At 37.2% G+C, this 26,293-nt stretch carries 26 protein-coding genes, 1 tRNA gene, 1 other RNA gene and 1 pseudogene; 6 read left to right on the plus strand and 23 right to left on the minus strand.

All coding sequences use genetic code 11. From position 1 onward, the window contains the following. Positions 1–163: 163 nt before the first annotated feature. From CYJ57_RS04835 to CYJ57_RS04870, 8 genes are all read right to left on the minus strand, one after another. Positions 164–430, minus strand: a complete 267-nt coding sequence (locus CYJ57_RS04835; RefSeq protein ID WP_006702139.1) for a phosphocarrier protein HPr — start codon at positions 428–430, stop codon at positions 164–166. Positions 431–532: 102 nt separating this feature from the next. Further along, positions 533–2,113: a peptide chain release factor 3 gene (locus CYJ57_RS04840; RefSeq protein ID WP_006702138.1), complete on the minus strand. Its 1,581-nt coding sequence runs from the start codon at positions 2,111–2,113 to the stop codon at positions 533–535. Between the two features lie 92 nt (positions 2,114–2,205). Next, on the minus strand, positions 2,206–2,838 hold the full coding sequence (locus CYJ57_RS04845; RefSeq protein ID WP_101954298.1) for a DivIVA domain-containing protein: 633 nt from the start codon (positions 2,836–2,838) through the stop codon (positions 2,206–2,208). A gap of 32 nt (positions 2,839–2,870) precedes the next feature. Further along, positions 2,871–3,932, minus strand: coding sequence for a M42 family metallopeptidase (locus tag CYJ57_RS04850; protein WP_101954299.1), 1,062 nt, complete (start codon positions 3,930–3,932; stop codon positions 2,871–2,873). Positions 3,933–4,020: 88 nt separating this feature from the next. Next, positions 4,021–4,908 (minus strand): RluA family pseudouridine synthase, encoded by an 888-nt coding sequence (locus CYJ57_RS04855; protein ID WP_101954300.1) that lies wholly within the window; start codon positions 4,906–4,908, stop codon positions 4,021–4,023. 10 nt (positions 4,909–4,918) lie between these two features. Beyond that, positions 4,919–5,518: a thioredoxin family protein gene (locus CYJ57_RS04860; protein ID WP_101954301.1), complete on the minus strand. Its 600-nt coding sequence runs from the start codon at positions 5,516–5,518 to the stop codon at positions 4,919–4,921. A 17-nt stretch (positions 5,519–5,535) separates the two neighbouring features. Further along, positions 5,536–6,354 (minus strand): NAD kinase, encoded by an 819-nt coding sequence (locus tag CYJ57_RS04865; protein WP_101954302.1) that lies wholly within the window; start codon positions 6,352–6,354, stop codon positions 5,536–5,538. Next, positions 6,347–7,030, minus strand: coding sequence for a GTP pyrophosphokinase (locus tag CYJ57_RS04870; RefSeq protein WP_006702131.1), 684 nt, complete (start codon positions 7,028–7,030; stop codon positions 6,347–6,349). The genes CYJ57_RS04865 and CYJ57_RS04870 overlap by 8 nt, the downstream gene beginning before the upstream one ends. Before the next feature lie 187 nt (positions 7,031–7,217). On the opposite strand from CYJ57_RS04870, the gene CYJ57_RS04875 reads away from it, so the two are divergent. Next, positions 7,218–7,904 (plus strand): DsbA family protein, encoded by a 687-nt coding sequence (locus CYJ57_RS04875; RefSeq protein ID WP_180764397.1) that lies wholly within the window; start codon positions 7,218–7,220, stop codon positions 7,902–7,904. A gap of 14 nt (positions 7,905–7,918) precedes the next feature. On the opposite strand, the gene CYJ57_RS04880 is transcribed toward CYJ57_RS04875, so the two are convergent. From CYJ57_RS04880 to CYJ57_RS04900, 5 genes are all read right to left on the minus strand, one after another. Further along, positions 7,919–8,602 (minus strand): YjjG family noncanonical pyrimidine nucleotidase, encoded by a 684-nt coding sequence (locus tag CYJ57_RS04880; protein WP_101954304.1) that lies wholly within the window; start codon positions 8,600–8,602, stop codon positions 7,919–7,921. Positions 8,603–8,663: 61 nt separating this feature from the next. Then, positions 8,664–9,020: a 50S ribosomal protein L20 gene (rplT, locus tag CYJ57_RS04885; protein ID WP_006702128.1), complete on the minus strand. Its 357-nt coding sequence runs from the start codon at positions 9,018–9,020 to the stop codon at positions 8,664–8,666. 23 nt (positions 9,021–9,043) lie between these two features. After that, complete coding sequence (gene rpmI, locus CYJ57_RS04890) at positions 9,044–9,241, minus strand: 50S ribosomal protein L35 (RefSeq protein WP_006702127.1); 198 nt, start codon at positions 9,239–9,241, stop codon at positions 9,044–9,046. Positions 9,242–9,268: 27 nt separating this feature from the next. After that, the gene (gene infC / locus CYJ57_RS04895; protein ID WP_415751411.1) at positions 9,269–9,817 is read right to left on the minus strand and encodes a translation initiation factor IF-3; all 549 of its coding nucleotides are present in this window, start codon (positions 9,815–9,817) and stop codon (positions 9,269–9,271) included. 183 nt (positions 9,818–10,000) lie between these two features. Then, positions 10,001–11,149, minus strand: a complete 1,149-nt coding sequence (locus CYJ57_RS04900) for an O-antigen ligase family protein (protein ID WP_101954305.1) — start codon at positions 11,147–11,149, stop codon at positions 10,001–10,003. 253 nt (positions 11,150–11,402) lie between these two features. On the opposite strand from CYJ57_RS04900, the gene CYJ57_RS04905 reads away from it, so the two are divergent. After that, complete coding sequence (locus CYJ57_RS04905) at positions 11,403–12,497, plus strand: D-alanyl-D-alanine carboxypeptidase family protein (RefSeq protein WP_180764398.1); 1,095 nt, start codon at positions 11,403–11,405, stop codon at positions 12,495–12,497. Between the two features lie 446 nt (positions 12,498–12,943). Here CYJ57_RS04905 and CYJ57_RS04910 read toward each other — a convergent pair whose 3' ends face one another. The 4 genes from CYJ57_RS04910 to pflB all read right to left on the minus strand — a co-directional run bounded on the left by CYJ57_RS04910 (position 12,944) and on the right by pflB (position 17,463). After that, positions 12,944–13,336 carry a DUF1622 domain-containing protein gene (locus tag CYJ57_RS04910; RefSeq protein ID WP_006702122.1) on the minus strand — a complete coding sequence of 131 codons (393 nt, stop codon included), beginning with the start codon at positions 13,334–13,336 and terminating at the stop codon, positions 12,944–12,946. A 581-nt stretch (positions 13,337–13,917) separates the two neighbouring features. Then, positions 13,918–14,283, minus strand: a transfer-messenger RNA (tmRNA) gene (gene ssrA, locus CYJ57_RS04915). 127 nt (positions 14,284–14,410) lie between these two features. Then, positions 14,411–15,193 carry a pyruvate formate-lyase-activating protein gene (gene pflA / locus CYJ57_RS04920; RefSeq protein WP_101954328.1) on the minus strand — a complete coding sequence of 261 codons (783 nt, stop codon included), beginning with the start codon at positions 15,191–15,193 and terminating at the stop codon, positions 14,411–14,413. Positions 15,194–15,234: 41 nt separating this feature from the next. Continuing rightward, positions 15,235–17,463 (minus strand): formate C-acetyltransferase, encoded by a 2,229-nt coding sequence (pflB, locus tag CYJ57_RS04925; protein ID WP_101954329.1) that lies wholly within the window; start codon positions 17,461–17,463, stop codon positions 15,235–15,237. A gap of 301 nt (positions 17,464–17,764) precedes the next feature. Between pflB and CYJ57_RS04930 the strand changes: the two genes are divergently transcribed. Then, entirely contained in the window at positions 17,765–18,100 is a 336-nt protein-coding gene (locus tag CYJ57_RS04930; protein ID WP_101954307.1) for a phage holin family protein, read from the plus strand. 45 nt (positions 18,101–18,145) lie between these two features. On the opposite strand, the gene CYJ57_RS07815 is transcribed toward CYJ57_RS04930, so the two are convergent. The 4 genes and pseudogenes from CYJ57_RS07815 to merR form a co-directional block, all read right to left on the minus strand. Continuing rightward, positions 18,146–18,242, minus strand: a tRNA-Sec gene (locus tag CYJ57_RS07815). A gap of 102 nt (positions 18,243–18,344) precedes the next feature. After that, a pseudogene (locus tag CYJ57_RS04935) lies at positions 18,345–19,669 on the minus strand (ISL3 family transposase). Between the two features lie 241 nt (positions 19,670–19,910). After that, complete coding sequence (gene merA / locus CYJ57_RS04940) at positions 19,911–21,551, minus strand: mercury(II) reductase (RefSeq protein ID WP_101954308.1); 1,641 nt, start codon at positions 21,549–21,551, stop codon at positions 19,911–19,913. A 24-nt stretch (positions 21,552–21,575) separates the two neighbouring features. Beyond that, positions 21,576–21,968: a mercury resistance transcriptional regulator MerR gene (gene merR / locus CYJ57_RS04945; RefSeq protein ID WP_101954309.1), complete on the minus strand. Its 393-nt coding sequence runs from the start codon at positions 21,966–21,968 to the stop codon at positions 21,576–21,578. A 344-nt stretch (positions 21,969–22,312) separates the two neighbouring features. On the opposite strand from merR, the gene CYJ57_RS08050 reads away from it, so the two are divergent. After that, positions 22,313–23,506, plus strand: a complete 1,194-nt coding sequence (locus CYJ57_RS08050; protein WP_280522419.1) for a cobalamin-independent methionine synthase II family protein — start codon at positions 22,313–22,315, stop codon at positions 23,504–23,506. 57 nt (positions 23,507–23,563) lie between these two features. Here CYJ57_RS08050 and CYJ57_RS04960 read toward each other — a convergent pair whose 3' ends face one another. Next, on the minus strand, positions 23,564–23,908 hold the full coding sequence (locus CYJ57_RS04960) for a DsrE family protein (RefSeq protein ID WP_006702102.1): 345 nt from the start codon (positions 23,906–23,908) through the stop codon (positions 23,564–23,566). 363 nt (positions 23,909–24,271) lie between these two features. Further along, complete coding sequence (locus CYJ57_RS04965) at positions 24,272–24,784, minus strand: hypothetical protein (RefSeq protein ID WP_006702101.1); 513 nt, start codon at positions 24,782–24,784, stop codon at positions 24,272–24,274. 156 nt (positions 24,785–24,940) lie between these two features. Here CYJ57_RS04965 and yedE point away from each other — a divergent pair, with 156 nt between their 5' ends. Both yedE and CYJ57_RS04975 read left to right on the plus strand, forming a co-directional pair. Further along, positions 24,941–26,050: a YedE family putative selenium transporter gene (gene yedE, locus CYJ57_RS04970; RefSeq protein WP_101954312.1), complete on the plus strand. Its 1,110-nt coding sequence runs from the start codon at positions 24,941–24,943 to the stop codon at positions 26,048–26,050. Between the two features lie 15 nt (positions 26,051–26,065). Further along, the gene (locus CYJ57_RS04975; RefSeq protein ID WP_006702099.1) at positions 26,066–26,284 is read left to right on the plus strand and encodes a putative Se/S carrier protein; all 219 of its coding nucleotides are present in this window, start codon (positions 26,066–26,068) and stop codon (positions 26,282–26,284) included. The last annotated feature ends 9 nt before the right edge of the window (positions 26,285–26,293 follow it).

The raw sequence follows: 26,293 nt of genomic DNA on the forward strand, positions 1-26,293 counted from the left end.
CTTCCTTCAGATTCCGCCTCACGACGGACACCCTTGCCCTTAGCTAACAGTTCCTACTGCAAAGCCTGTAGCGGACTTGAACCGCCAAGTTAACGCCCATGCTGGGCGCACTTAAAAATAGCCATGCGATATATGTCGCATGGCTAGAAAAAATTGTTTTAAATTATTCTGATAAACCTTCGTTCTTCATTGTTTCTACAATGCTTTCCATTGCTTCAACTTCGTCTTCACCTTCGGTCGTAATCGTAACTTCAGCACCTTGTCCTACACCAAGTGACATGACTCCCATAATTGATTTCAAATTAACAGATTTGCCTTTGTATTCAAGGTTAATTTCTGAAGCAAAACGACTTGCAGCCTGAACTAATAATGTTGCAGGACGTGCATGAATCCCAGTCTCAGCAATAATTGTAAATTCTTTCTTCTCCATATGATTCCTCCAAAATTACTCATTATTTTATTTCGATATACTAGTAGCATATCATTAAAAGGCGTTTTCAACAATCAAAATTTACTTTTGCCATCTATTCCATTATAACAATGACTTTAATTCAATCTCAGGATACTTATCCTTAAACCAATTTTCAGCAAATTGGTTATCAAATAAGAAGAGAGGTTGATCGAATCGGTCTTTCACTAACAAATTACGACTCGAAGACATATTCGGATCTAAATCCGCTGGATCTATCCAACGGGCTACTTTATGACCTATCGGGGTCATCACAATTTCAGCATTATATTCATGGAGTAATCGGTGTTGGAATACTTCAAATTGCAGTTGACCTACTGCTCCAATAATATATTCTTCCGTATGATACGTCTTATAAAGTTGGATTGCTCCTTCTTGAACCAATTGTTCCATTCCTTTGTGGAAAGATTTTTGCTTCATCACATTTTTAGGTGTTACTCGCATAAAAAGTTCTGGCGTAAATTGAGGGAGTGGTTTAAACTTCACTTTTTTTCCATTATAAATGGTATCTCCAATTTGGAAATTCCCCGTATCATATAGGCCGATAATATCTCCTGCGACAGCCAACTGTACTTCTTCTCGGGCATCCGCTAAAAATTGTGTCGTATGCGCCATACGCAACTTCTTATTTGTTCGTTCAAGGGTAACATTAATTCCAGGTTCAAAAACACCAGATACGATTCTAATAAAAGCAATACGATCTCGGTGAGCAGGATTCATATTTGCTTGAATTTTAAAAATAAAACCTGAAAAGTCCTCTGAATAAGGTTCGACTTCTTGACCATCTTCTGTTTCAATCGCGCTAGGATGTGGCGCTAAATCCACATAAGCATCAAAAAATGTTTGAACGCCAAATCCTGTTAAAGCTGATCCGAAAAAGACAGGTGTAAGTTTTCCTTGTTGAATTTGCTCTAAGTCAAAGGGGTTACCCGCCTCCGATAACAGCATGGCATCTTCCATCGCTTGTTGATAGACAGAAGATTCCTTAAAGTCATAATCGCCATCCACATCTCCTTGATCATTCAAAGGTAAATATAAATCATCTTCATCGTCTTGGGGATTTCTCAATTCTAAGCGTTGATTGTATAAATCATATAAACCAATCAAACTTTTACCCATTCCCATTGGCCAGTTCATAATATGGGCGTTAATACCTAGTACTTCTTCGAGTTCCGCAACTAATTCTAACGGTTCACGGCCGTCTCGGTCTAATTTGTTCATAAAAGTAAAGACCGGAATCCCTCGATGACTTACAACCTCAAATAATCGTTTTGTTTGAGGCTCAATCCCTTTCCCCGAATCGACTACCATCACAGCGGCGTCAACGGCCATTAAGGTACGGTATGTATCCTCGGAGAAATCCTCATGACCGGGTGTATCAACAATGTTGATTTGATGATTATCGTAGTGCACTTGCAAAACCGAACTGGTGACTGAAATACCCCGTTGCTTTTCAATCTCCATCCAGTCTGATTTTGCAAATTTATTCGATTTCTTCCCCTTAGCTTTGACCGTCCCTTTTTCACGAATCGCGCCACTAAATAATAGCAAAGCTTCTGTTATCGTCGTTTTACCCGCGTCAGGGTGACTAATAATCGCAAAAGTTCGGCGCTTATTCACTTCTTCGACAATATTAATATTCATGCATTTCTCCTTAATAATCTTCTCAACAAGAAACCCGAACATCTTAAGAGTGAACCCTATAGATGATCGGATTTCAAACGAAGTGTTATAAATTACTTAACTACTTTTAAGTTCGAAGTCACTGTTTCCGTTTGATCGTTTAACTCCTCATTGGCCATGACTTCGTGAATAATGCTTTTCAAGTTTGCTTTTTCTTCACGTGTTAATGGATTTTGATTATTGATCGTGTCTTTCGATTGATTCACCGTGGGCTCCATCTCGTGCACACCTTCGAGTTCATCGATATGCAACTTAAAAGTCGCAACAGAATCTTTTGGAAAATACGCTTTAAAATCAGTACTATCAAGCTCACTTTGAAATTTAGCCAAAATATCTTGCATATTTTGTTTCATTTGGATTAATTGGTCTTGTAGATTTTGACCTGCTTCGACTAATCCCGTTCCTTGGTTAGCAATATCTGATTTATATTCGTACACTTGGTGGTTCGTTCGATCAATAAGTTGGTTAGCTTTTACGTGTGATTCATCGAGAATTTCATTGCCACGCATTCTTGCGTCAACAATACTTTCTTTTAATAAATCTTCCATCTCAACATACGAAGCCAGTTGCTCTTCCAATTCTGAGATTTGTTGTTCTAGGCGGTTAATTTTTTCTTGCTGCTCTTTTAATAATTGGTCCGTTTGGGTTGGATTATAGCCGAATATACTCCGCGATAATTGATTCATCATTTAACTCCTTTAATTCGTTACGATATCATTTATTCGCCGATACATTCAGATTGTAAGTACGCCTCAACTAATTGATACGTCGCATCGACAGATTTTGAATGAGTTCGTTCATAAGCATGGCTCGCATCGATTCCTGCTCCGATCAGTCCATGGCGAACATCGACTCCCGCTGACATTGCAGCAGAAGCATCACTCATATAGAATGGATAGATATCTAATTTATAGCCAATCTCATTTGCTTGGCAAAGTTTCACAAAATGGTTGCGTAAACCTAAGTGATATGGACCCGAAGCATCTTTCACACAAATCGAAACAGTATACTCATCGGTGGCTTGGTCATCACCAATTGCTCCCATATCGACTGCAAGATATTCAACCGTCTTATCACAAATATTAGAATTACCACCATAGCCAATCTCTTCATTATTTGAAATAAAGAAATGTGTAGTGTGCGCTAGATCTAGCTGTCCCTTACTTACTTTTTCAATAATTTCAAGTAAAATTGCAACACTTACTTTATCATCTAGGTGACGTGATTTAATAAAGCCTTCTTCTGTAATAACTGGACGTACGTCAAATGAAATAAAGTCCCCAACTTGAATCCCTAACTCTTCAACGTCTTTTGGTGATTTCACCTCATAATCTAGACGCACTTCAATATTACTTTGGTTGCGCTCTAGCGTTCCAGCTTCGCGGTATACGTGTGTACTTGTCTGATGTAATAAAATTGTTCCCGTATATTCTCGATCTGTTAAACTTGAATGAACGGTACAGTATTCTCCTTCAATCATATTGTATGGGAACCCACCAATACGATCAATCTTCAAACGACCATCTGGTTTTACGCTACGAACGATAGCGCCCAACGTATCCACATGGGCTGTGACAAAACGATGTTGCTCATCATTTTTCCCTTTCATGGTAACTAAAATAGCTCCTTTATGGGTCACTTGATAGTCAACATTTAAGGCAGATAATTTCTTACCAATAAAATCGATAATTCGAGCTGTGTGTCCTGTTGGTGATGGAATGGAAGTTAATTCAACCACAGCTTCTAGTCTTTTTCTTGATTCAGTGGATAATTCGGTCATTTTATATCACTCTCTTTCTATTCTTTCGCATACACCTATAGTTTACCTTATTTATCGGCTAATTTGAAGCCGTCCATACGGTTTTTAATTAATTATTATTGATCCATTGCTGCATATCATCAGGTAATTCCTGTCTAAAAAGCATCGGCTGTTCAGTAAAAGGATGATGAAACGCTAGTAAATGGCAATGAAGCGCAGGTCTTTGCATATTATAATGGTAAACTCCACCATAAAGCGTATCGCCAATTAATGCGCCCTCAAGATGACTTAGATGAACCCGAATCTGGTGTGTTCTACCTGTGTAGAGTTGTAACTTTAAAAGTGCCCCTTGAGAATATTGATTTTGAAGCCAAAACTCGGTTAACGCAGCCTGACCTGTTGGAGAAACCGTACGAGTAATAATGGAATCATCGCTTCTAGCAATGGGTGAGTCGATAAAACCATGGTCTGGCCAAATAGATCGATGACTGAGCGCTAAATATTGCCGCGTTAATTTTCCCTCTCTCAATTGTCGATCAAAAAAAGCGTGTGCGAGACGATGTTTAGCAATTAACATTAATCCTGTAGTATCCTTGTCTAATCGGGTAACCACATGGATTACTTGGTCTGGATATGCTTTCTGTTGATAATATCCTTTCAACCGATTGGCGACCGAATCATCTGGATTTAACATCGATGGAATCGAAAGGAGGCCTGCTGGTTTATTCACAATCAAAAAATCTCGATCCTCATAGTGAATATCCAAAGGTTCGTTCGAAGCAATCACAGTCTCATGTCCTACTTCTACTGGCGCAACAATGGTAACTAAATCATTCGGTTGCAACATATAACGAACAGTAACGGGCTGTTGATTCACCAACATCTGACCGCCTTGATATTTCACATTTTTTATAAAGTTACTCGGTAATTGCTTTTGAACTAAGAATTCTCGTAAAATTAACGGTCGCTCGCCTTGGTATTGATACTTGAATTCCATAGAAAGTCCTCTAGTCTTGTGTAGCAGTCTTAAAAAAAGCTTCAATATCCGCCATTGATGAATGATGGTTTAAACTTTGCGTTGGCAGTCCATCTTTAACAATGTATATGCGTGGAACAGTCGTGATTTCATAAGTCTCAATAATATTTTGGAAAGTAACATCTTCTTGATGTGCGTCAGTATTGTAGTAATGAATGGTGACATCTAATTCTTTCGCAATTTGATTAATCTTAGGCGCAAACGCTTTGCAATAATGACATTCGTCAAACCCAAAATAAATGACTTGTGGCGACGTTGAGGACGCATCAAGGATTTCTGTTAATGCCATTTCAGAATCAATAAGCTCTATTTGTGAGTAATCTTGGGCAGCTTGATTACTTTGATAATTTGTCACAATTTCATCAAGCGCTTGATAGCGAGCTTCTTTGTCCTTTGCATCTAATTCTAATAGTTTTTCATCGTCCGCAAAGGTAATTGGCGCATCAATCCGATGCTCATATTGCTTCTCTAGTTGTGCTGCCGTTGGAATATTGCCGTTAGTGTTTGATGCTTCACATCCTACAACAAATAGTCCTAAGCAGAGTATAATAATCCCTTTAATTTTTTTCATCCTATTTCCTCTCTCATTTATCTTAATTCATTTCGATTGACACCGATAAATGAATTTTCAACTCGGTCCCAAAATTCAATTTGTTTAAAATTAGCTAAGTGCAATCGTTCGTCAGCAATTCGACATTGAATTTTCGCTAATTCTACATCTTGCCAGCTAATATTATCGATGGTTAAATCAATCCATAGTTTATTTTGTGGAACCAATTCAATCCATTCATCTTCAGTAATAATTAAAGGTGAACCAAGAGTCCGATATACTCGATTATTTATCGAAGCCATCTCTGTCAGCTGCAAGGCATTCAGTTGTGGTGATAAGACGGCCCCTCCCAAAGATTTACTGAGCCCAGTTGAACCCGTTGGTGTTGCAACGCATAGTCCGTCACCTCGAAAGGTTTCGAATAAATAATCTTTGATGATTACATCACATACCATCGTCCCCGAATTAGAACGCACCGTCATTTCATTTAAAGCGAGCATCTTTCGTTGCGTACCATTGTTAAAGGTTATTAATGTTTCAAGCAACGGATAAGAATGCGTCTGCGTCGAAGATTGTGTCACACAAGTGACCACTTGCTCTAAATCATCTGCTAACCAGTCGGTATAAAATCCCAGATGCCCCGTATGAATACCGATAAAATGACTTGTGTTTAAAAAGTGGTAATAGCGATGAAAAGCCTGGAGAAAGGTTCCGTCTCCTCCAATGGTGATAATGTAATCCGGAACTTCTTTATCGGTAATAACTCTCACAGAAGCTTTAGCTAACAAATCAATTAAAACTTCTTTAACTTTAAGAGATTCTTTATGGGCATTGGAATAGACCAGTACTTTATTCACGACGTTCCCCTTCCTGTTGAACTACGTAATTCGGAATATTTTTAATTTTTCGCTGTTCAAAGAAATGAGTCGCCTCACGAATTTCTTCACGAATCTCAGACATTTCTTGATCTAGTTGAAAAGCCGCTTCCGAAGCACGCTCTAATCTCTTTAAAATATGTTCAGGATACTCACCTTGATATTTGTAGTTTAATGAATGCTCAATTGTAGCCCAGAAATTCATTGCTAAGGTACGAATTTGAATTTCAACGATAACAGGTTCAATCCCTCTGGCACCATGAACAGGATACTCGACTACCATATGGTATGAACGATAACCACTCGGCTTGTGATTTCGAATATAATCGCGGATTAAAATCACTTTAAAATCCGTCCGCTCAATCAATAAATTAGCCACTTCATAAATATCTTCAACGAACTGGCACATAATACGTATACCTGCAATATCTTGCACTCCAATTAACATATCTTGCGGTGCGATTTGTCGAACTTCCATTTTTTCTAAAATACTTTCACGCGTCTTAACCCGACCCGTAACAAATTCTATGGGTGCATGCTTTTGATGGGTACGATATTCATTACGGATATTTTTCAATTTTAGCTTCAGTTCTGCGACAGCCTGGGCATATGGCGCTAGGAAAATATCCCAATTATCTATAAAATTATCCTCAATCATACTTTTTCATTCCTTTTAAATCATTAATCAACTTGTCATTTACTTTATACCTTGTCTATTTTACCATAGAATGACCTACGTTAGTTGAATTATCTTTCACCTATCTATCCGTTTAAGCGAATCATTAGGATTTATGATAAGAGTTTGTTAGTATACAAGTATAAGAATGGTTGATAGGAGGAGAATCATGAATCAATATCGCATTGAATATCGACACAATGGCGTAGCGAGTTATCTTGAATTATATTTATTCGTGAACCCACTTGGCCAATCTTGTTATATTTCAGAAAAGGAAATACTTAAATTACCACATTTAATTACCTCTAAAATAGATTTCCATATTTTACCTTTATTAAACCAAAATTTAATTCAAGATTACATGCGACGTCACCAAATGGACGCCAGCAATCTACAATTACGTAATCAAGTATACCGTGCGGTCTATCAAGCTGCCATCGCTTATAAGGCGGCATGCATTCAAGGCAAAAAGATTGGGCGCTTATTCTTACTTCGCATACAAGAATTGGCAAAATCAGATATTTTCACGCTCGACGAAGATCATTTTATCTCAATTGCAAAAGACCTCCAATGCGACGTGGAAACTTTTATGTCAGATTATCGAAGTGACTTTGTACGACAATTATTTATCAAAGATCAACGCATTGCACAGGAACTGCAAGTAACACAGTCACCTTCATTAGTGATTTTTGAATTTAATCATCACGAAGGACGAGTTTTAACAAACCGGCCGATTACTTGCAAACAAGCGTTAGAAGAAATTGATTCCATTGTCGAAGAAAATATTATTCATCATCAAAAACGGCAATCGAAACGACTTTTAAAACTAGTTAAAAACAAACCCATCCAAAAATAAGGACGGGTTTTATTTTATGGCAATATAGAAATCAATTGCATCAAATGTTGAATTTGATAATTAGGTCTACGATCAATATCAATAGGTAATTCATGGTTATGGGGGTTGTACCAAACCGTTGTCAGATTCGATTGGTTTCCACCATAGATATCTGAGTTGAGGCTATCGCCAACCATTATAACGTCACTCGGCTCCGCTTCAATAGCTGATAACACATGATTAAAATAAGCCGTATCCGGTTTAGAGACCCCCATTGCTTCACTAATAAATACCTTCTCAAAATAATGATCTAATCCACTCTTAGCGAGACGTTGCGTTTGGATATGTTCGATGCCATTAGTGGCAGCATATAATGAATACTTCCCATGCAGTTGTCCCATTAATTCGTGAGCTTCCGTAATCAAATGGGCTCCTTGGGCTAGCTGATTTTCATAATAGGTAGCCACCAAAGAGGGGTCTAAATCGCTGCCTAAAACTTCTAAAAATTGCTTGAATCGATTGAACCGTAACTGAGTCAATGTTACGAGATTATCTTCAAATAAGTCCCACTGTGACTGATTAATTTGAGAAAACAGTTGGAAATTTTCTTCAGCTGAATCCATCGAGAAATGATTAAACAATGATGCGAGCGCATCATATTCCGCTTCTCTAAAATTAAGCAAAGTTCCATCTAAATCAAATAAAATATGCAATGACATCTGCTCCTCCTTATCAAAAAAACCTTCTACCCATATTAGAGTGAAGGTTCATCAAAATTAATTATGCTAACGCTGCTTTTGCTTGCTCGCATAGTTGAGCAAATGCATCTGCATCATGAACCGCTACTTCTGCTAACATCTTACGGTTCATTTCAATTCCAGCTTTTTTAAGACCATTCATTAAACGGCTGTAGCTAATATCGTTTTGGCGAGCTGCAGCGTTAATACGTGTAATCCATAAACGACGGAAATTACGTTTTGTTTGTTTACGGTCACGGAAAGCATACATGTGAGATTTCATCACTTGTTGCTTAGCCATCTTGTAGTTTAAGCTCTTTGCTCCATAATATCCTTTTGCAAGTTTAATTGTACGCTTACGACGTTGACGCGTAACGTATCCACCTTTAACACGTGCCATATTTATTCCTCCTTAGTACCGAATTATAAGTTGTAAATTTGATCCTTAATACGTTTGTAGTCTGATTGGCTAACTAATTCCGCTTTTCTCAATTGACGACGTTGTTTTTTCGTCTTACCGTGGAAACGGTGAGAAGTAAACGCACGTGAACGTTTTAATTTTCCAGATCCAGTTCTTTTAACACGCTTGGCTAAACCGCGGTGTGTTTTCATTTTAGGCATAATAAATCCTCCTTAATATCATTGACATTACTTGTCAGTACTTGGCGCAATAATTGCAAACATACTGCGGCCTTCCATTTTAGGCCGAGATTCTACCACTGAGATTTCTGAAGTATCATCGATAAAATCTTCAATTACATCCTTACCGATATCTTTATGGGTAATCTCACGGCCACGGAAACGAATCGACACTTTAACTTTGTCGCCTTTTTCCAAGAAACGAATAGCTTGTCTCAATTTTGTCTGATAATCATGCTCTTCAATCGATGGACTTAAGCGAATCTCTTTAACAGCAATCACGCGTTGATTTTTACGCTGTTCTTTTTCTTTCTTTTGCAACTCATAACGGTATTTGCCATAATCCATAATTCTGGCAACCGGCGGCTTTGCATTTGGTGATACTAATACTAAATCCAACTCAAAAGATTCAGCAATGGTTAATGCATCGTCTAATGATTTGACACCGATTTGTTCACCATTATCTCCAATGACTCTTAACTCGCGCGCCCGGATATTCTCATTAATTGGTAAGTCTTTAACGATACTCCGACACCTCCATATTTTTTTCGACAAAATAAAAAGCAAGTTTGATTACAAACTCGCCGCACTAAATAAACCCTATAGTTCTTCCGATGAAGAAGGATTACTTAATATTTGCCACAATACCTAAACGTACGCGGCGAGAAACGGCCAGTTTCTACTTGTTTTTGTCAACTGCTATATAATACCACAGTTATTTATTAGAAACAAGCCTTTCTCTTATATTTTTTGATAAATAAGTGGAATCGTAATAATGATTGCAAAATAGAACGATTGTGTCCACAATATTGCCACATCGACAAGACCATGGGTGAGAATTACCATCACAATCGTCACAAACAACGCTGCTTCTGGTGTCCGATCAGCCCACATCGCTTTAAAAAATCTACGAATTATATTCTTTGCAATAAAAAGTAATAACGCCACCCCAATAATCCCGTAATTTGCTAATAAGTTGATATACAATTGGTGGGAGTGAATATCCGCTTTATCTGTATACAGATGGAATAAATGAGAGTAGCTCATCGGTCCATAACCAAATAAAGGATTACGCATAAATATTTCCCAACCAACATGCCAAATATTAAAGCGATCTTCAAAAGCATAAACTAAGGAAGTAAATCTTGGAAAAATATTCGGAAAAGCGATCAGAAGAATTACACTAAGACCAAGTACTCCCCCGAGTGGTATCAATCGTTTAGGCTGGAGCATACTATAAAATACTACAAAAACGAAAATTGCCAATGGCAATACGATGCGTGAAGCTGTTAAAACAATCGCCATTAAATTTAAACCAATTAGTAAATAAAGCAAACGGGGTCGTAAAATCTTAGTTTCTTTTTTTATTAAATACAAGCCGACCGCTACCGCAAAAAGGCAAAACATGCCATAATAATTCGCATTAAAAAATGTCCCCTCTGCTCGAGTTTGAATATTAGAGTATTTGAAAATATAAAAAATCCCATAACCATGTTGAAGCGAATAAATCAAATACTTAATTAAAGATAATACAGCCACTACGCCGCTCCCAATCATTACTAATGCCATTAACTTCTCATAGCGATATGGTGTAATCCATTTTAAATAAATATGAGAAAGCAAGTATAAGATTAAATAGCCCACTGGAACAATGGTCCCTAAATAGTTTTGATTAATTAAAGCATTCAACATGGCATAAATGAGTCCAATCATCAATACCGGTTGAGCCGTAATCATATCAACTAACGATTTGCGTTGTTCATAAAATAGATAGAAAATAACCATCAGTGCCAAAGGTAAATGGAAATATACCGGTAAGAACATAATTCCGGTTAATGCAAAAAAACTGAACGCTTCATAATCTCGAAGCATACTTTGTACCTGCTTCATGGCGGACTCACCTCCCAGTCATTTCATATTATACCAAAACCTAATGATTTGTTGATACCTATCATCTTAATAAATGTTAATTGCTAATTATTTAAGCGGCGATTAACCTTTTATTTCTTTTCATAATTCGTTATAATATTTAAGAATCTTGAAATTAGGAGGACCTTAAATGCAATCACTCACTCGAAATATACTTTCACTAGTCATAGGATTGATTCTTACTTTGAATCTTTCTTCACCGACAGTATATAGTATGAGTAAAACCCCAGACTTAGAAAGCAATCTTGACTTTAGCGAAATTGAACCTGTAGAAATGCCTGCTGATTACCCAACTGAGTTACTCGAATTTTATAATAAAAATATCGACTCACGGTCTTATATCGTTGTGGATCAAGAAACGGAAAAAATCTTAGCACAGGGATCTGCGACCACACCTTATCCAATCGCTTCAATGACCAAAGTTATTTCTACCTATTTAATTCTAGATGCGATCGACCAAGGCCAGCTTAAAATGGATGATAAAATTACCATTCCTAAAGAAATTGTTGAAGGTATTTCTCATAATCCAGAACTAAGCAATGTGGGCTTAGAGGAAGAAGTAGAATACCCTGTCAAAGATTTAATTTACGCTGTTATGATTGAATCAGCTAATGATGCCACTTCTGCTCTGATGTGGAAATTATACGGCAGTGAGCAAGCAGGAGTCGAGGCGATGATTAATAAATTAGCTGAGTGGAATATCACTGATGTTGCCCTTTACTCAACTTCCGGCGCTCCAAACCTTGATGTCCCTGAATCTTTCTGGATGCCAGGGTCAAATGATACACACCAAAATATGATGTCTGCTGCCGACCTTGCACTAGTGACTAAACATATTATTGAAGAAAAACCTTTCATCCTAGATATCGCCCAAACCAAAGACTATATCTTTATGGAAGGCACTGGCCAAGAGCGGCCACTCTATAATATGAACCAACTACTTGAAGGCGGTACTTATGCGCGTCAAGGTGTTACTGGATTGAAGTCTGGCTTCACAAACTCCGCTGGTAAATGTTTTGTCGCAACAGGTTCTCAAGACGGTCGCAATTATATCGCAATCGCTATGGGAGTATTTGAAGAAGCTTACTCATCTTACTGGGAAATTGAAATTTTATTAGACGGCTTGCTAGATTATCCGGATTTATACCAAAAAGATTTACCGACAATTACAAAAGAAGTTGTCGTTCAAGAAGAAACCAGCATTGAAACGACTGAAGAGCCTGAAATAGAAGAACAAACACTAACCAATCATCGTGATAATCCGATTACGAACTTTATGCGTGGCATCTTCAATTTCTTTAAAAAATAAGAACCACTACACCAATGTTTCGAATCCAATTATCTTATTTCGATAAATTTAATATTCTATAATGAATAGGGTTGATGAAAAATTCATCAACCCTATCTTTATATTCAAAACACGGATGTCCTTTATATTAAAAAATTCAAGTAATAACAGAAAGGAACATCTACGCATGTCTATTGCTAGACGAAATTACTTTCAAATAAAAGACCACAATATCTATTTTAAAGGTAATTATTTAGTTAGTGACCGTGTTTAAATCAAATTTAAGTTCTTTCCATATTATCGTCACTCCTGTCACCTTTCTTATATCGAGAGGGTATGTTTTACGGGAGACAAAAAAAGAACTAAGCTACAAAAAGTAGCTTAATTTCCAAAAAGTGTTTTATCCAACTTTTTTGAAAAAGACCCGCTATTTTGGTTTAACCAAACCAATTTAGTAAGGTTATTTTTTATATTTTCTCTTTGAAGGCTGCCGCATTTTGCTGCTCCTCAGCGATCGTGTCATGATAATTATCTTCATCCATTTGTTTCAATTCCCAATGTATCACAAATGTCAGGACAATTCGCAATACGACAACAAATCCTAAAATAATTAATTCGGACAAGTCACGTACGATTACCGACTTAATTATTTCGGCACCCAATTTGAACTCTAAAGCCATCGCCAATGATTCACCTAACATAATTTGAGTGCTGCGATCTGAGAAATTAAATCCCGAACAAAGAAGGCGCCAAAACGCCCGCAATGATCCCATTGCAATCAGAAAGATTCCAATCAATTCCAACATATGAATAACAAGTGGTGCTAGCGTGTGCTCACTAAAGATAAAAAATTGTTCCATCTACTCTACATCCTCTAGTTTATATTTTAATTGCATTCATTATACTCGATTAAAGATTAAAGTTCTAACTCCATTTCGAGATGAGGAATATCTCTTTGCATAATTCCCTCTGATTGCTCAGTTTACCTTCACGTTTATAATAATCAGTCGCATGATTTTGCGTTTTCAAATAAATTTTATTCGCATCAAACTTTTTTCGGATTAAATCAATCGTATTATTTTATATTTTTCCACCTAAGCCATTACCGTAATCAATCATTAAGATACGCTCTACTTAAACACGATTATCGTCTTGCATAGTCATTCGTCAATAGTTTTACCTTTCCATCTTGTTCGTAGAAGATATGTAATGCTTTATAATCTATTTCATCAATAAGAATCACAAAAAAAGGAACCAAGCTACAAAAAGCAGCTTAATTCCAAAGAAATTATTTTATCAATCCTATTTGACAAAAAACCTTTTATCCTTGAAAATTACATGATTTTTACATGACTTTTTTGAAATTGATTGAAGTTTTGTTTCTGAAAAACATTGTCATATCAAGCCTAAATGAAACATTTTAAAATCAATATATATTGTATTATGGAGGCGAGGAGAATCGAACTCCTGTCCAAATATCACGTATCAGGTGAATCTACGTCAATAGTTTATCTATTTAGAGTTAGCCGCAACTTAGCCGATAAACAAGCATCAGTATTAGCGAGTCTGATTATCTCTTTGTACATTCACAGACGGAGAATGTACACGTATCCCACTTCATTTGAGACCAGTGACTAACTCATGGGAGAAGTTAGACTGATCTTAGCTAGCAGTTTTTTACGCTGCGAAAGCTAAATTGTTGTTTGTATTGTTTGCAGTTATATTTAACTGTAGCGTTATTAAGGAGTCGCAACCTCCTTGACGCATCACCTGCACGAAGAATACCTGTCGAAACCGGAACGCCCCCGCAAAGATACACTTATAGCTTAACATAACATGCTTGAATGTCAAGAAATGTAAAGTCACTCCCTCTCAAAAAAATATCGCCAATCGAGTGAAATCGATTGGCGAATACCAATATATTTTTAATCGGATTAATCCGTTAAATACTTCGTATATTGATCGCAACGTAAAATGCGGCGTGCATTTTCAACGCGATCTGCAGTAGGCGGCTCAATCCCTTCTAAAGGATAGCGAATACCTAAGGCTTCATATTTATAAACGCCTAACTTATGATAAGGTAAGATTTCTACCTTATGAACATTGTCTAATGTTTGAATAAAATCAGACAGACGTTGCAAATATTCATCATAGTCTGTCCGATAAGGGACTAGTACGTGTCGAGCCCAAATCGGTTTCTTAATATCTGAGAGATAACGTGCCATTTCAAGAATCGGTTGATTCGAATGTCCTGTTAGCTCAAGATGTCCCTGGGAGTCAATATGTTTAATATCATATAACAAGAGGTCCGTATACTCCATTAATTCTTCAAATACACTGAAGAAAGGCTCTTCGTGTGTAAACGGTGCTCCACAAGTATCAATCGTTGTATGAATCCCTTGCGCCTTACATAGCTTAAAGTATTCTAAAATAAACTCTGGCTGAAGGAGCGGTTCACCTCCGCTAACAGTTACCCCTCCATTATTACCCCAAAAAGATCGATATTTAATTGCTTCATCAAATAACTGTTGGGGTGTATATTCTTTACCTCCTGTCAACTTCCAAGTATCCGGATTATGGCAGAATTGACAGCGCATCCGACACCCTTGCATAAAAGCAAGGAACCGAATTCCTGGACCATCCACTGAGGCAAAGCTCTCGGTCGAATGGATATATCCTTTAATCTGATCCTTTTGACGATTCACAGATGTCACCATCATTCAGTTCCTCCTATACAAATCTTATTAAAAATCTAAATTTACATTGACTCATGCATGGTTCGATTAATTACATCGAGTTGTTGCTCACGAGTTAATTTAATGAAGTTAACAGCATAACCTGAGACGCGAATTGTTAATTGTGGATAGTCTTCAGGATGCTCCATTGCATCAAGCAAGGTATCTCGGTTAAATACGTTGACGTTAAGATGATGTCCACCCTCAACAGAATAACCATCCAATAAGGAAACTAAATTCATTTGTTGAATGTCTTCTTCTTTCCCTAAAGCTTTAGGAATGATTGAGAACGTATTTGAAATACCATCTAAAGCATATTCATAAGGTATTTTTGCGACCGATAGTAAGCTCGCAAGTGCTCCATGCGTATCGCGTCCGTGCATTGGGTTGGCGCCAGGTGCAAATGGTTCACCGGCACGACGTCCGTCTGGAGTATTTCCTGTCTTCTTACCATATACAACGTTCGAAGTAATCGTTAAAATCGAAGTCGTATGTTTAGCATCACGGTAAGTTGGATGTTTTTTCACTTTAGACATAAATGATTTCAGTAATTCTACTCCAATTTGGTCTGCACGATCATCATTGTTACCGTACTTCGGTGTGTCTCCTTCAACTTCAAAATCAACAACTAGACCTGTTTCATCACGAATCGTACGAACCGTACCATATTTAATCGCCGCTAAAGAGTCGATGGCAACTGAGAAACCTGCAATACCAGTAGCCATTGTACGTAATACCTCAGTATCGTGTAAAGCCATCTCAAGACTTTCATAACTATATTTATCATGCATATAATGAATCACATTTAATGAATTTAAGTATAATCCTGCAAGCCATTCCATCATATCATCATATTTTTCCATTACTTCGTCGTAGCCTAGAACCTCAGAAGTAATTGGTTGGTAAGCCGGCCCGACTTGTACTTTAGAGACTTCATCAACACCACCGTTAATCGCATAAAGTAAAGCTTTTGCTAAGTTTGCTCGTGCTCCAAAGAATTGCATTTGTTTACCAATTTCCATAGCAGAAACACAACATGCAATACCGTAATCATCGCCATAGATTGGACGCATTGCTTCGTCATTTTCATATTGAATGGCGGATGTTTCAATCGACATCTTCGCTGCAAATTTCTTAAAGTTTTCTGGTAATTTCGGTGACCATAAAACAGTTAAGTTTGGTTCTGGAGCAGGTCCTAAGTTGGATAAAGTATGCAAGAAGCGGAATGAGTTTTTCGTAACAAGTGGACGTCCATCCACACCCACACCTGCAATTGATTCAGTTACCCAAGTTGGGTCTCCAGAGAATAATTCGTTATATTCTGGTGTTCGAGCAAACTTCACCAAACGTAATTTCATGACAAAGTGATCGACCAATTCTTGAGCTCTTTTTTCAGTTAAAATCCCGTTACGTAAATCACGCTCAATATAAATATCTAGGAATGTTGAGACACGACCGAGTGACATTGCTGCCCCATTTTGTTGTTTGATGGCTGCAAGATATCCTAAATATAACCATTGGAATGCTTCTTGCGCTGTTTCGGCTGGACGTGATAAATCAAATCCATAAATATTACCTAGTTCGATGAGTTCATCCAATGCACGATATTGTTCAGAGACTTCTTCACGTAGTTGAATCACATCGTTCGTCATAGTACCATAGCCAATATTGGCGAAATCTTTTTGTTTTTCTTCTTTAAGACGATTTACACCATATAATGCTACCCGACGATAATCACCGATAATACGTCCACGCCCGTATGCATCTGGTAATCCTGTAATAACACCAGAGCGACGTGCTGCACGCATTTCAGGCGTATATACGTCAAAAACACCTTGGTTATGTGTTTTACGATATTCAGTAAAGATATGTTGGACTTCATCGTCAATATGATAGCCATAGGCTTCAGCTGAATTTACCGACATACGAATTCCACCGAATGGTTGTAAGCTACGTTTGAATGGTTTATCGGTTTGGAACCCGACAACTTTCTCTAAATCTTTATTTAAATAGCCTGCATCATGAGAAGTAATCGTCGATACAACTTTGGTATCCATATCAAGAACTCCACCAGCGTCACGTTCTTGCTTGGTCAAGTCCATAACTTGATCCCATAACTCAAAAGTTGCTGCTGTAGCTCCCTCTAAGAAACTGTCATCCCCTTCATATAAAGAGTAGTTTTGTTGGATAAAATCTCGAACGTTAATTTCCTCTTGCCATACATGTCCTTTGAACTCGTCCCAAGCGTGCATCATCGAAGTATCTTGAACTTTTTCCATCTCTCTTTCCTCCTGATTTTTAATTGTGATTTTCTTAACAATCTCATCATAATCGATAATCGCATATTTGTCAATATAAAATATAGATTTTTAATACAGATAAACCTTTTTATAACAACATTTGTTTCCTGTATTATAACAGTTATACTTTTTGAGGTTATTCTGTTACGTTAGCTGTATTAGTCATAATGCCATCATTTTCGAAATAGGTCTCTAGACCTATCCTATGTTTCCTTTTTTCTGCTATAATTATATTTAGATAGGAGGAGAAAATATGAACTTAATTATTACTGCCATTGTTACTTTAATATTAAGCCATTATTTACCCGGAATTGTTGTCTCAGGATTTTTTAGTGCATTATTGTTTGCTTTAGTACTTGGAATTTTTAATTTCTTTTTAGGTAACATCTTGAAATTAGTAGGATGTTTAGTCAATCTCATTACTTTGGGGCTATTTAATGCAGTGATTAATGTGTTTATGGTTTTACTGGCCGCAAAAATGATTAGTGGAGTATCTATCGATGGCTTTTTCAGTGCAGCGATTCTTGCCATCGCCATCTCTTTCTTTACTACTGCTTATGAAAATAAAACCGATATGGTTCGTAGATAATAAAAAACCAGCCACTTGCAAAAAGCAAGTGGCTGTTTATATTCATGGCGGGAACGTGTGAGAATCGAACTCACCCGAGAAGCTCTTAACCCCTCATACTGGTTTTGAAGACCAGAGGGCACACCAGAACCCATCCGCTCCCGTAAATTTAACGAACAATATTGATTATACTGAATATTTTATTGAAATTCAACCGTAATAACCTAAAAATTTAGGGTATTCGGATTTCATGGTGGAAAAGGGCTTATAAATCACCCTTCTCCAAATTCTTAATAAGTGTGGAAAAATCGACACCAAAGTTGTCTGTAATGTCGTGATCATTCACTTCATACCAATTGAAAGTATCGTATAACATAGCTTTATTGAAAGCACTTGAATTAAATCGTGGCTTACGCTTTTTATGGAGCTTCTCATTGAAAAGGATTTTGGCTCGTAAGGCATCAAACGAGTAACCTCTACCCATTCGCTCTACCTGCCTAATAATGCTGTTAATTGACTCCGTATAAGCGTTAGTGAGCCTTTTTTATCAAAGTAGTTGAATATTTCGACATGCCAGTTGTCTACGGCTCTCACGAGGTCTTTATATGCGTCTTTAGAGTTACTGGACATACAACGGTGTCTCCATTGACTATAACGAAGACGACCTTCATCTGGATCAGGAGTATCCCATATCCAGTAAAACTCTTCTTTGAGTTCATAGGCTTCTTTTAAAGCAGGAAGATTACCTAACCAAGTATCTAAGAGGAATGATTCACGTTCATTTAGATCGTGTTTACGCTTTAGAAGGATAAACCTTTCACGCATAAGGGTACGTCTTTCTTTTTGGCTCATATGGGCTTTCAAAGACTTTCTGACGTTATCTAAGGCTTGATTAGCCATTCTAACTACATGAAACTTATCTACGACAACTTTAGCGTGTGGAAGGATAGAGTTCACTGCGTCTTTGTAAGGCTTCCACATATCCATTGTGACGTACTCAATATAAGTCCTGTCACTGATTTCTGAAAGACGTTGGATGACTGTTTCCTTGTCACGGTTTGGATTGATGTCATAAATAGTCCTGCGTTCAATATTAGTCAATACAAGCCGAGGTCTACGGATAATATGTATCTCGTCTATCCCAAACCACTTAGGAGTTTCAAACTGGTATTCACGTTCTTTGAGTGCCACATAGTCCTTAAAAACGTTCCTAATAGTTTTCTCGTCAACACCAACGCTTTCTGCGACTTCTACAAAGGTCTTAGACATGGATTGATCTTGAATGGACTTTAAAAGCTTTTTGGTCATACTACGCTTTTCATCTACAGATATTAGGCGTTCCCAGAAGGTAGATCCGCATTCACGACACTTGTATCGTCTACGGTTCAATTGTAAGCCCACTCGCTTTAAACGAATGGGCAAATCCATAATTAGTTGATTTCTTGAACTGTGTTTGTACAACTTGTCAAAACCACATTCAGGACAACGTTCAGGTGGTCCGACTGCTTCAACTTTAAACATCATATCGGTTTCATTTTCTTGCGGTGGTTCTATTGTTTTAATGTCTGGTAGGGATAATAAGTCTGACATATTGTTCATCCTTTATTACTCTGCGGTGTTAAGGTATCAATTATAGATTTGATGTCGAAATCATCAGTGTTAAATTATTTTTGTGACCACAAATGCACTTAGAAAATCCCTTAAAGCATTTATATAATGGGTGATCGCAAAATAGTGTATGAAATCTTTTGTAGACCTTGCTAAACTACTGCACACCTTTAGTACAGTATTAGCTGGTTCACTTGAATAGGGAGTTGTAAAAAAAGTTCCCTTAGCCTGCACAACAAGATAATTTCGAAACATCTTTATCGAACGTAAGTGCAGCTAATTTTAGCCCTTCAGCCATTGTTAAATATGGTGCTAGGGTTTCTGTTAAATCTTCTATCGTTAAGCCAAATTTAACAGCTAATGATGCTGCATAGATGACATCTCCTGCATTCTCAGATACAATATGAACCCCTAATACTTTTAGTGTTTCTGCATCTGCTACTAGTTTAAATACACCGGTTGTTTCACGGTTTACAATTGCTCTTGGAACAGCATCTAAAGGTAATACAGATGTCTTCACATCATACCCTTTCTCTTTTGCTTGTTCTTCTGTTAAACCAACTGTTGCAACCGTCGGATTCGTAAACGTAACAGCAGGAACTACCGATAAATCTATTTTTTTGTTTAATCCACCGATAGCATTATCAGTAATAATTCCACCTTCATAGGCTGCTACATATACAAATTGCGGTCCTAACGTCACATCTCCTGCTGCATAAATCTTTTCATTACTTGTTTGACCAAAATCATTGATCAGGATTTCATTATTTTTTCCAGTTTCAACACCTGCTGCACTTAAATTTAAAGAATCCGTATTTGGTTTTCTTCCAGTGGCAACAAGTAACTGATCTGATTCAATGACTTCTTTACTGCCATTTACTGTTATGTAAACCTTTTTTATCTCTCCACTTTGTTCAACACGCTCAAAAGTTGCCCCTTTGACAAGGTTTATACCCTGTTCAATTAACGCTTTTTCAACTGACTCTGAAATCTCAGGATCATACTCCTTTAAAAGTCGCTCACTTCTTTGCATAAGCGTTATTTCTGAACCTAAATGATGAAATAGTTGTCCAAGCTCCATTCCAATGTATCCTGAGCCAATTACAGTTAATCGTTTTGGTATTTTCTTTAACTCAAGAAGTGTTGTACTAGTTAAATAGTCCATTTTTTCAAGTCCTGAAATTTGGGGCAACGAAGGCGATGCACCTGTTGCAATTAAAAAGCGTTTTGCGGAAAGTTTCTCCCCATTGACTTCAACCGTCTGTTCATCAGTAAATTTTGCTTCACCTACAATTAAGTCAATTCCATATTCATCAATTAGATCCACATATTTTTGATTGCGAAGCTCACTCACTAATTCATCTTTTTGCTTGATTAAGGGTGCTAATTCCACTTCTCCAGCGGATGTTTGTAAACCTTTAAACGGATTGTCTTTTGATAAATGATTGATTTCCCCTGCCCTAAGAAGAGTTTTTGACGGAACACAGCCAATATTCACACAGGTTCCCCCAACCGTTCCACGCTCAATCATTCCAACTTTTGCACCGTATTCTATAGCTTTAATTGCCGAAGAAAAGGCAGCAGCACCAGAACCAATAATAAGAAGGTCATAATCGTCTTCATTAATTAACGCCACGTTTTCTAGTGATGATACTTCTTCAATTTCTCTGGCTTGGTAATTTGCTTCATCAATCGCCTTTATTGCACTTTCAACCTCAATATCATCGGGCAGTTCAAATACTGCTTCACCACGACGAAAATTAGACTCAATATTTTTAGCACCTATCTTTTCAAGTGCTGATTCTACGTGTTTTTCACAACCCGTACAAGTCATTCCTTGAATATTTACCTTAAATTTATTCATAAAAAATCCCCTTTCGTTAATGTCTCATGTTAATGTTTCTATTATTGGACACGAATGTAATTGCTTTTCATCTGGACATCGTTGTTTTAAGTCGTCTAACATAGTTTCAATTCGTTTTAAATCCTCTATTTGTTTTTGCACTTCCTTTTGTTTTTTAGAAACAAATTCGAACATGTCTTGACAACGAACTTCATCTTTATCTACAACACCAAGTATTTTATAAATCTCGCTTAAAGAAAAACCAAGCTCCTGTATTCGTTTAATAAACCCAACACGCTTAACGTCATCATATGAATATATCCGATAACCAGCTTCCGTTCGGTGAGGTTCTTGTAATAAATTTTTTCTCTCGTAATATCTAATCGTTTCTTTATTAACTCCACATTTATCTGCAAATTCACTAATGCGATAAATCATCTTATTTCACCCCATGAATATTATAAACCGTGTACCATAGTACGCGGTCAAGTAAATTGGACTATTTTATTTTCCCCAACGTATCACTCGTATGTGATTGATGCTTTTATATAATACTATTGATTGTCCTAACATCCCACCAGAAAATCCGATTTAAACACCAGTTGTTTTTAAACTATTAAGAAAGTAATTCCACTATATATTCCGAAGACCCAAAATTTAATCCTTTATCAAACATAGATGATAAAAACCGTAGCGTTTAGCTAATCAATACATCTTGTGAATTGATTAGCTAATAATACCATGGTATGATAAAAGCGAGTTTATAGAAAGGAGAAAGTGATATGTTAAAAGATTTTAAGCCGTTTACAACGAATTTGATGGGATCAATGCCACGAACTCAAGAAGTATTCCAAGCACAGGATGACTTGAAGTCAGGTCGCATTGATCAGCGTCAATACAATCAAGTTATTCATGACGAAACGATGAAAGTAGTTCAGTTGCAAGAAAAAGTAGGCATCGATGTGATTACCGGAGGTGAATACCACCGCGATAACTTTATCTCATTTGTTGCGCAAAATGTCCCAGGCGTATCCATGTTCAGTACGGAGGAATTAACACAAATTACGACTGGAGAGCATCAAGAAGATTTTGCTGAGAGCTTAGCGGAGCGTGATGCAGATGACCATTCTATGAACAGTCCTGCCGCCACCGGTAAACTAGATCTTGACGCAGAATTTGTCCTGCCAGAGATGAAGGAACTGCGTGAAATGACTAAAAAACCATTGAAGGCAACAGTTCCTAGCCCATACCTCCTAGTCCGCAACTTATGGGTGAAAGAATTGTCTGGAAAATATTATAGCGGACGACGTGATTTAGCTAAAGATATTTTACAACTTGTTCGTAATGAAATCCAACGCTTAATTGACTTTGGTGTTGAAGTCATTCAATTAGATGAGCCAATTCTAGCAGAAGTATGCTTTGCAAGTAATGACGCAGCGCGTTCCTTTTACTGAGGTGTATTATCTGAGAGAGCTCTGGAGAGCAAAGAACTAGAATTCGCTTATGACTTAATTGAACCAGTCTTAAGTGATATGAAAAATGCAAATGTCGTGAGCCAATTGCATGTCTGTCGTGGTAACTTTACCCGTCAAGAATCATCCCTTCTCGAAGGTAACTATGAGAAGTTATCAGACTTTTTTGCTTCAATTGATGCAGATATGCTAACATTAGAGATGTCAACACCTCGTGCAGGTTCAGTTGATGCCCTATTCAAAAACCCACAACTTAAAGATAAAGTTGCCCTTGGCGTTGGTGTCGTCAACCCAAGAATTGATCATATCGAAACAGCAGATGAGATTATAGTTTCTGTAGAACAGGCCATGAAATATATTGATGACCCACAACGAATTTGGTTGAACCCTGACTGTGGATTTGCAACCTTCCAAAATCGTCCAATGAATCCAATGCAAATTGTTGAACGCAAAATGGAAGCCATGGTCGAAGCCCAAGAAAAACTACGCCATAAATATTGTTAAATCAAATCTTATTCAAACAAAAACTCTCCTGAAAAATCAGGAGAGTTTTTGATTTCATTAAGGTTGAACGATTCTTTCTGCTTCACGCATAATTTCAATAAATTGCCCCATATTTCCAACTTCACCCACTGGCAGTTGTTCTTGGTCTTGTTCAAAATAGTTCATACAAGTACCGCATGTTAATAACTTAACACCTTTATCGGCTAAAATTTTTAAATCCTCTACAGTTGGAGCATCAGGTTTATTCAACCATACTGCTGAGTTATATAATAAAACATGCGTTGGCATTTCTGGTTGTTCTGTTAATTTATGTAAGAAAGCATTCATTAATTTTGCACCGATTTCACTACTTTGGTTATTATGACCCATTTCATCACTCGTTAATACAACAATATATGACATTTTTTATCCTCCTTAAAAACTTATCAACGACACTACAACAAGAAATTAATTGTACATCAATACTCGTTACCATCACATGGTCCGTTTTACCTGCGAAGGTGCCCTTTTTCTTTGATGTTATTGGGCTTCAATCAAATAATATTTAGTTATTATCTCATTGAAACCCAACAACATAATCGTTAACTAACGACACTCTTGGACATCAATGTGATAACCTTTGTTTGAATATTGATTTCACTACCACCCCTCCTTCTCTTTTATACGATAATTATATCACACTGTGAAAAGGTAACCAATCCTATTTCGTGAACAAATTAATAAACAAAGAACCTCCCATACGAGATTGGGAGGTCCTTGAATGAATTATTTGAATTCAATATTTTCTTTTTGGATTTTACCTTTTTCATCAACCGATAGACGAGTTAATTTATCTGTGAATGGTACACCATCTTCATTACGAGGGAATTTATCCAACTCGATTTGTAAGAAAGTGCGGTCTGAATGACCATGTTTTTTGAAGTTTTGTTTTAAAACTTTATTAACTGAAATTGGGTTTTCTGCTTCTTTAACAGTTACGACTTGTGCATTAGGATTTTCTAAGGCTTTAGCTACTAAATCTTCAAGTTTTTCACCTTCGATACCTAAAATCATGTAGTGAGTACCTTCTTTTTCTAAATCTTCTACTTTACGTACTTGTACTGCATCATGATTTTTCTTAACTAATCCCATAATCATCGCTGTTAATGGACGGCTACCTGTTGAACGGTCTCCCGCTACGATAATTGACTCACCACGTACTGCAGCTGCTTCAAGTTCTTCAGCCACTTTCTCATTAAATAATCCTGAATCGACAAAACGTTGTAATGCTAAACTCACTTGATTACCTCCTAGAAATAGTTTTCTTAACATTTATTATTATACACTATATCTACCTCCATTTTCAAATGATTCTGACATTCGTCAAATTGATTGCGCTATTACGATATGCTATCATAAAAGTGCGAAGGTGCTTTTTTAATAAAGGAGCATATCATGGAAATAAAAATATCAAAAAGTAAAGCTTTATTTCTTGGGATTTTATTGGGATTAGGCTTAATTTGGCTCGCATACTTAGGGAATCCTAAAAATATGGCACTTTGTACTGCTTGCTTTATTCGTGATCAAGTTGGTGCCTTAAATATGCATCAAAGTGCTGGAACGATGTATTTTAGACCGGAAATTGTTGGGATTCTAGTAGGTGCCCTAGCTCTAGGCTTAGCAACTGGGACCAAAGCTCGAGCGGCTAGCGCTCCTGGTTTAAGATTTTTAGGTGGAATTATTTTAATGGTCAATTCCCTCGTCTTTTTAGGTTGTACATTGCGAATGGTTCTTAGATTAGCGAGCGGTGACCTAAGTGCTATTGTTGGACTAGTTGGATTTGTTCTAGGCGTTTTTGTCGGTGTGCATTTTATTAAAAAAGGGTTCACCTTAGGGCAAGCTAATGTCGCACCTGCACAGATTAATATATGGGTTATCCCAATGATTTCGGTTCTTTTCTTATTGTTATCATGGGTTACACCTCAGCTCTTTAATTGGTCAAAAGCAGGACCAGGTAGCTTCCACGCTACACCTATCATTGCTTTAATTGTAGGGTTAGTATTTGGAGCCATCGCATTTGCAACTCGCTTATGTTTCGTAGGGTCTGTTCGTGATATTATTTTAATCCGAGACTTCACACTGATTACACCGATTATCGGATTGTTTGTTGTGATGCTAATTTATAATATTATGACAGGTGACTTTAATATTGTAGCTTTCGGACCGATTGCCCATAACCAACATCTATGGAATGTATTATCGATGTTTGCTGTCGGTTTTGCTGGTGTGTTATTTGGTGGATGTCCAGTGCGCCAAGTTGTCTTAGCTGGATCAGGACATGGTAATGCAATTATGACCTTTATGGGGATGGTTTTTGGTGCTGCATTAGCCCATAACTTTAGCTTAGCCAGCGCCCCATCGGTGGCTGCAACGGCTGAAGCAGCTGCAGTCTCTGGAGGTCCGGGATTGAACGGTCAAATTTTTGTCATTGGATCGATTGTATTTTTATTCGCTTTAGCCTATTATGTCGTTAATAAACGCGCAGATATTGTTGCTGAAGCGTAACCCATAGGAGATTTTATGAGATTAAATGTATATGTATCGTTTGAGGACTTATATGAAGCAATAGAATATGATAAAATAGCTAAAGAACGTGGATTATCTGGTAAATTGGTATCTGTTCCAAGAGAAATTTCATCGGGTTGTGGCTATGCCTGGCGTACTCGTAGACATAGTGTGTCACAGCTACATCAAATGATGGAAGATATCAAATTTTCAGCAATTCATGATTTATCATAAGGTAAGTTT

This window comes from Falseniella ignava (genome assembly GCF_002847645.1).
GTDB lineage: Bacteria > Bacillota > Bacilli > Lactobacillales > Aerococcaceae > Falseniella > Falseniella ignava.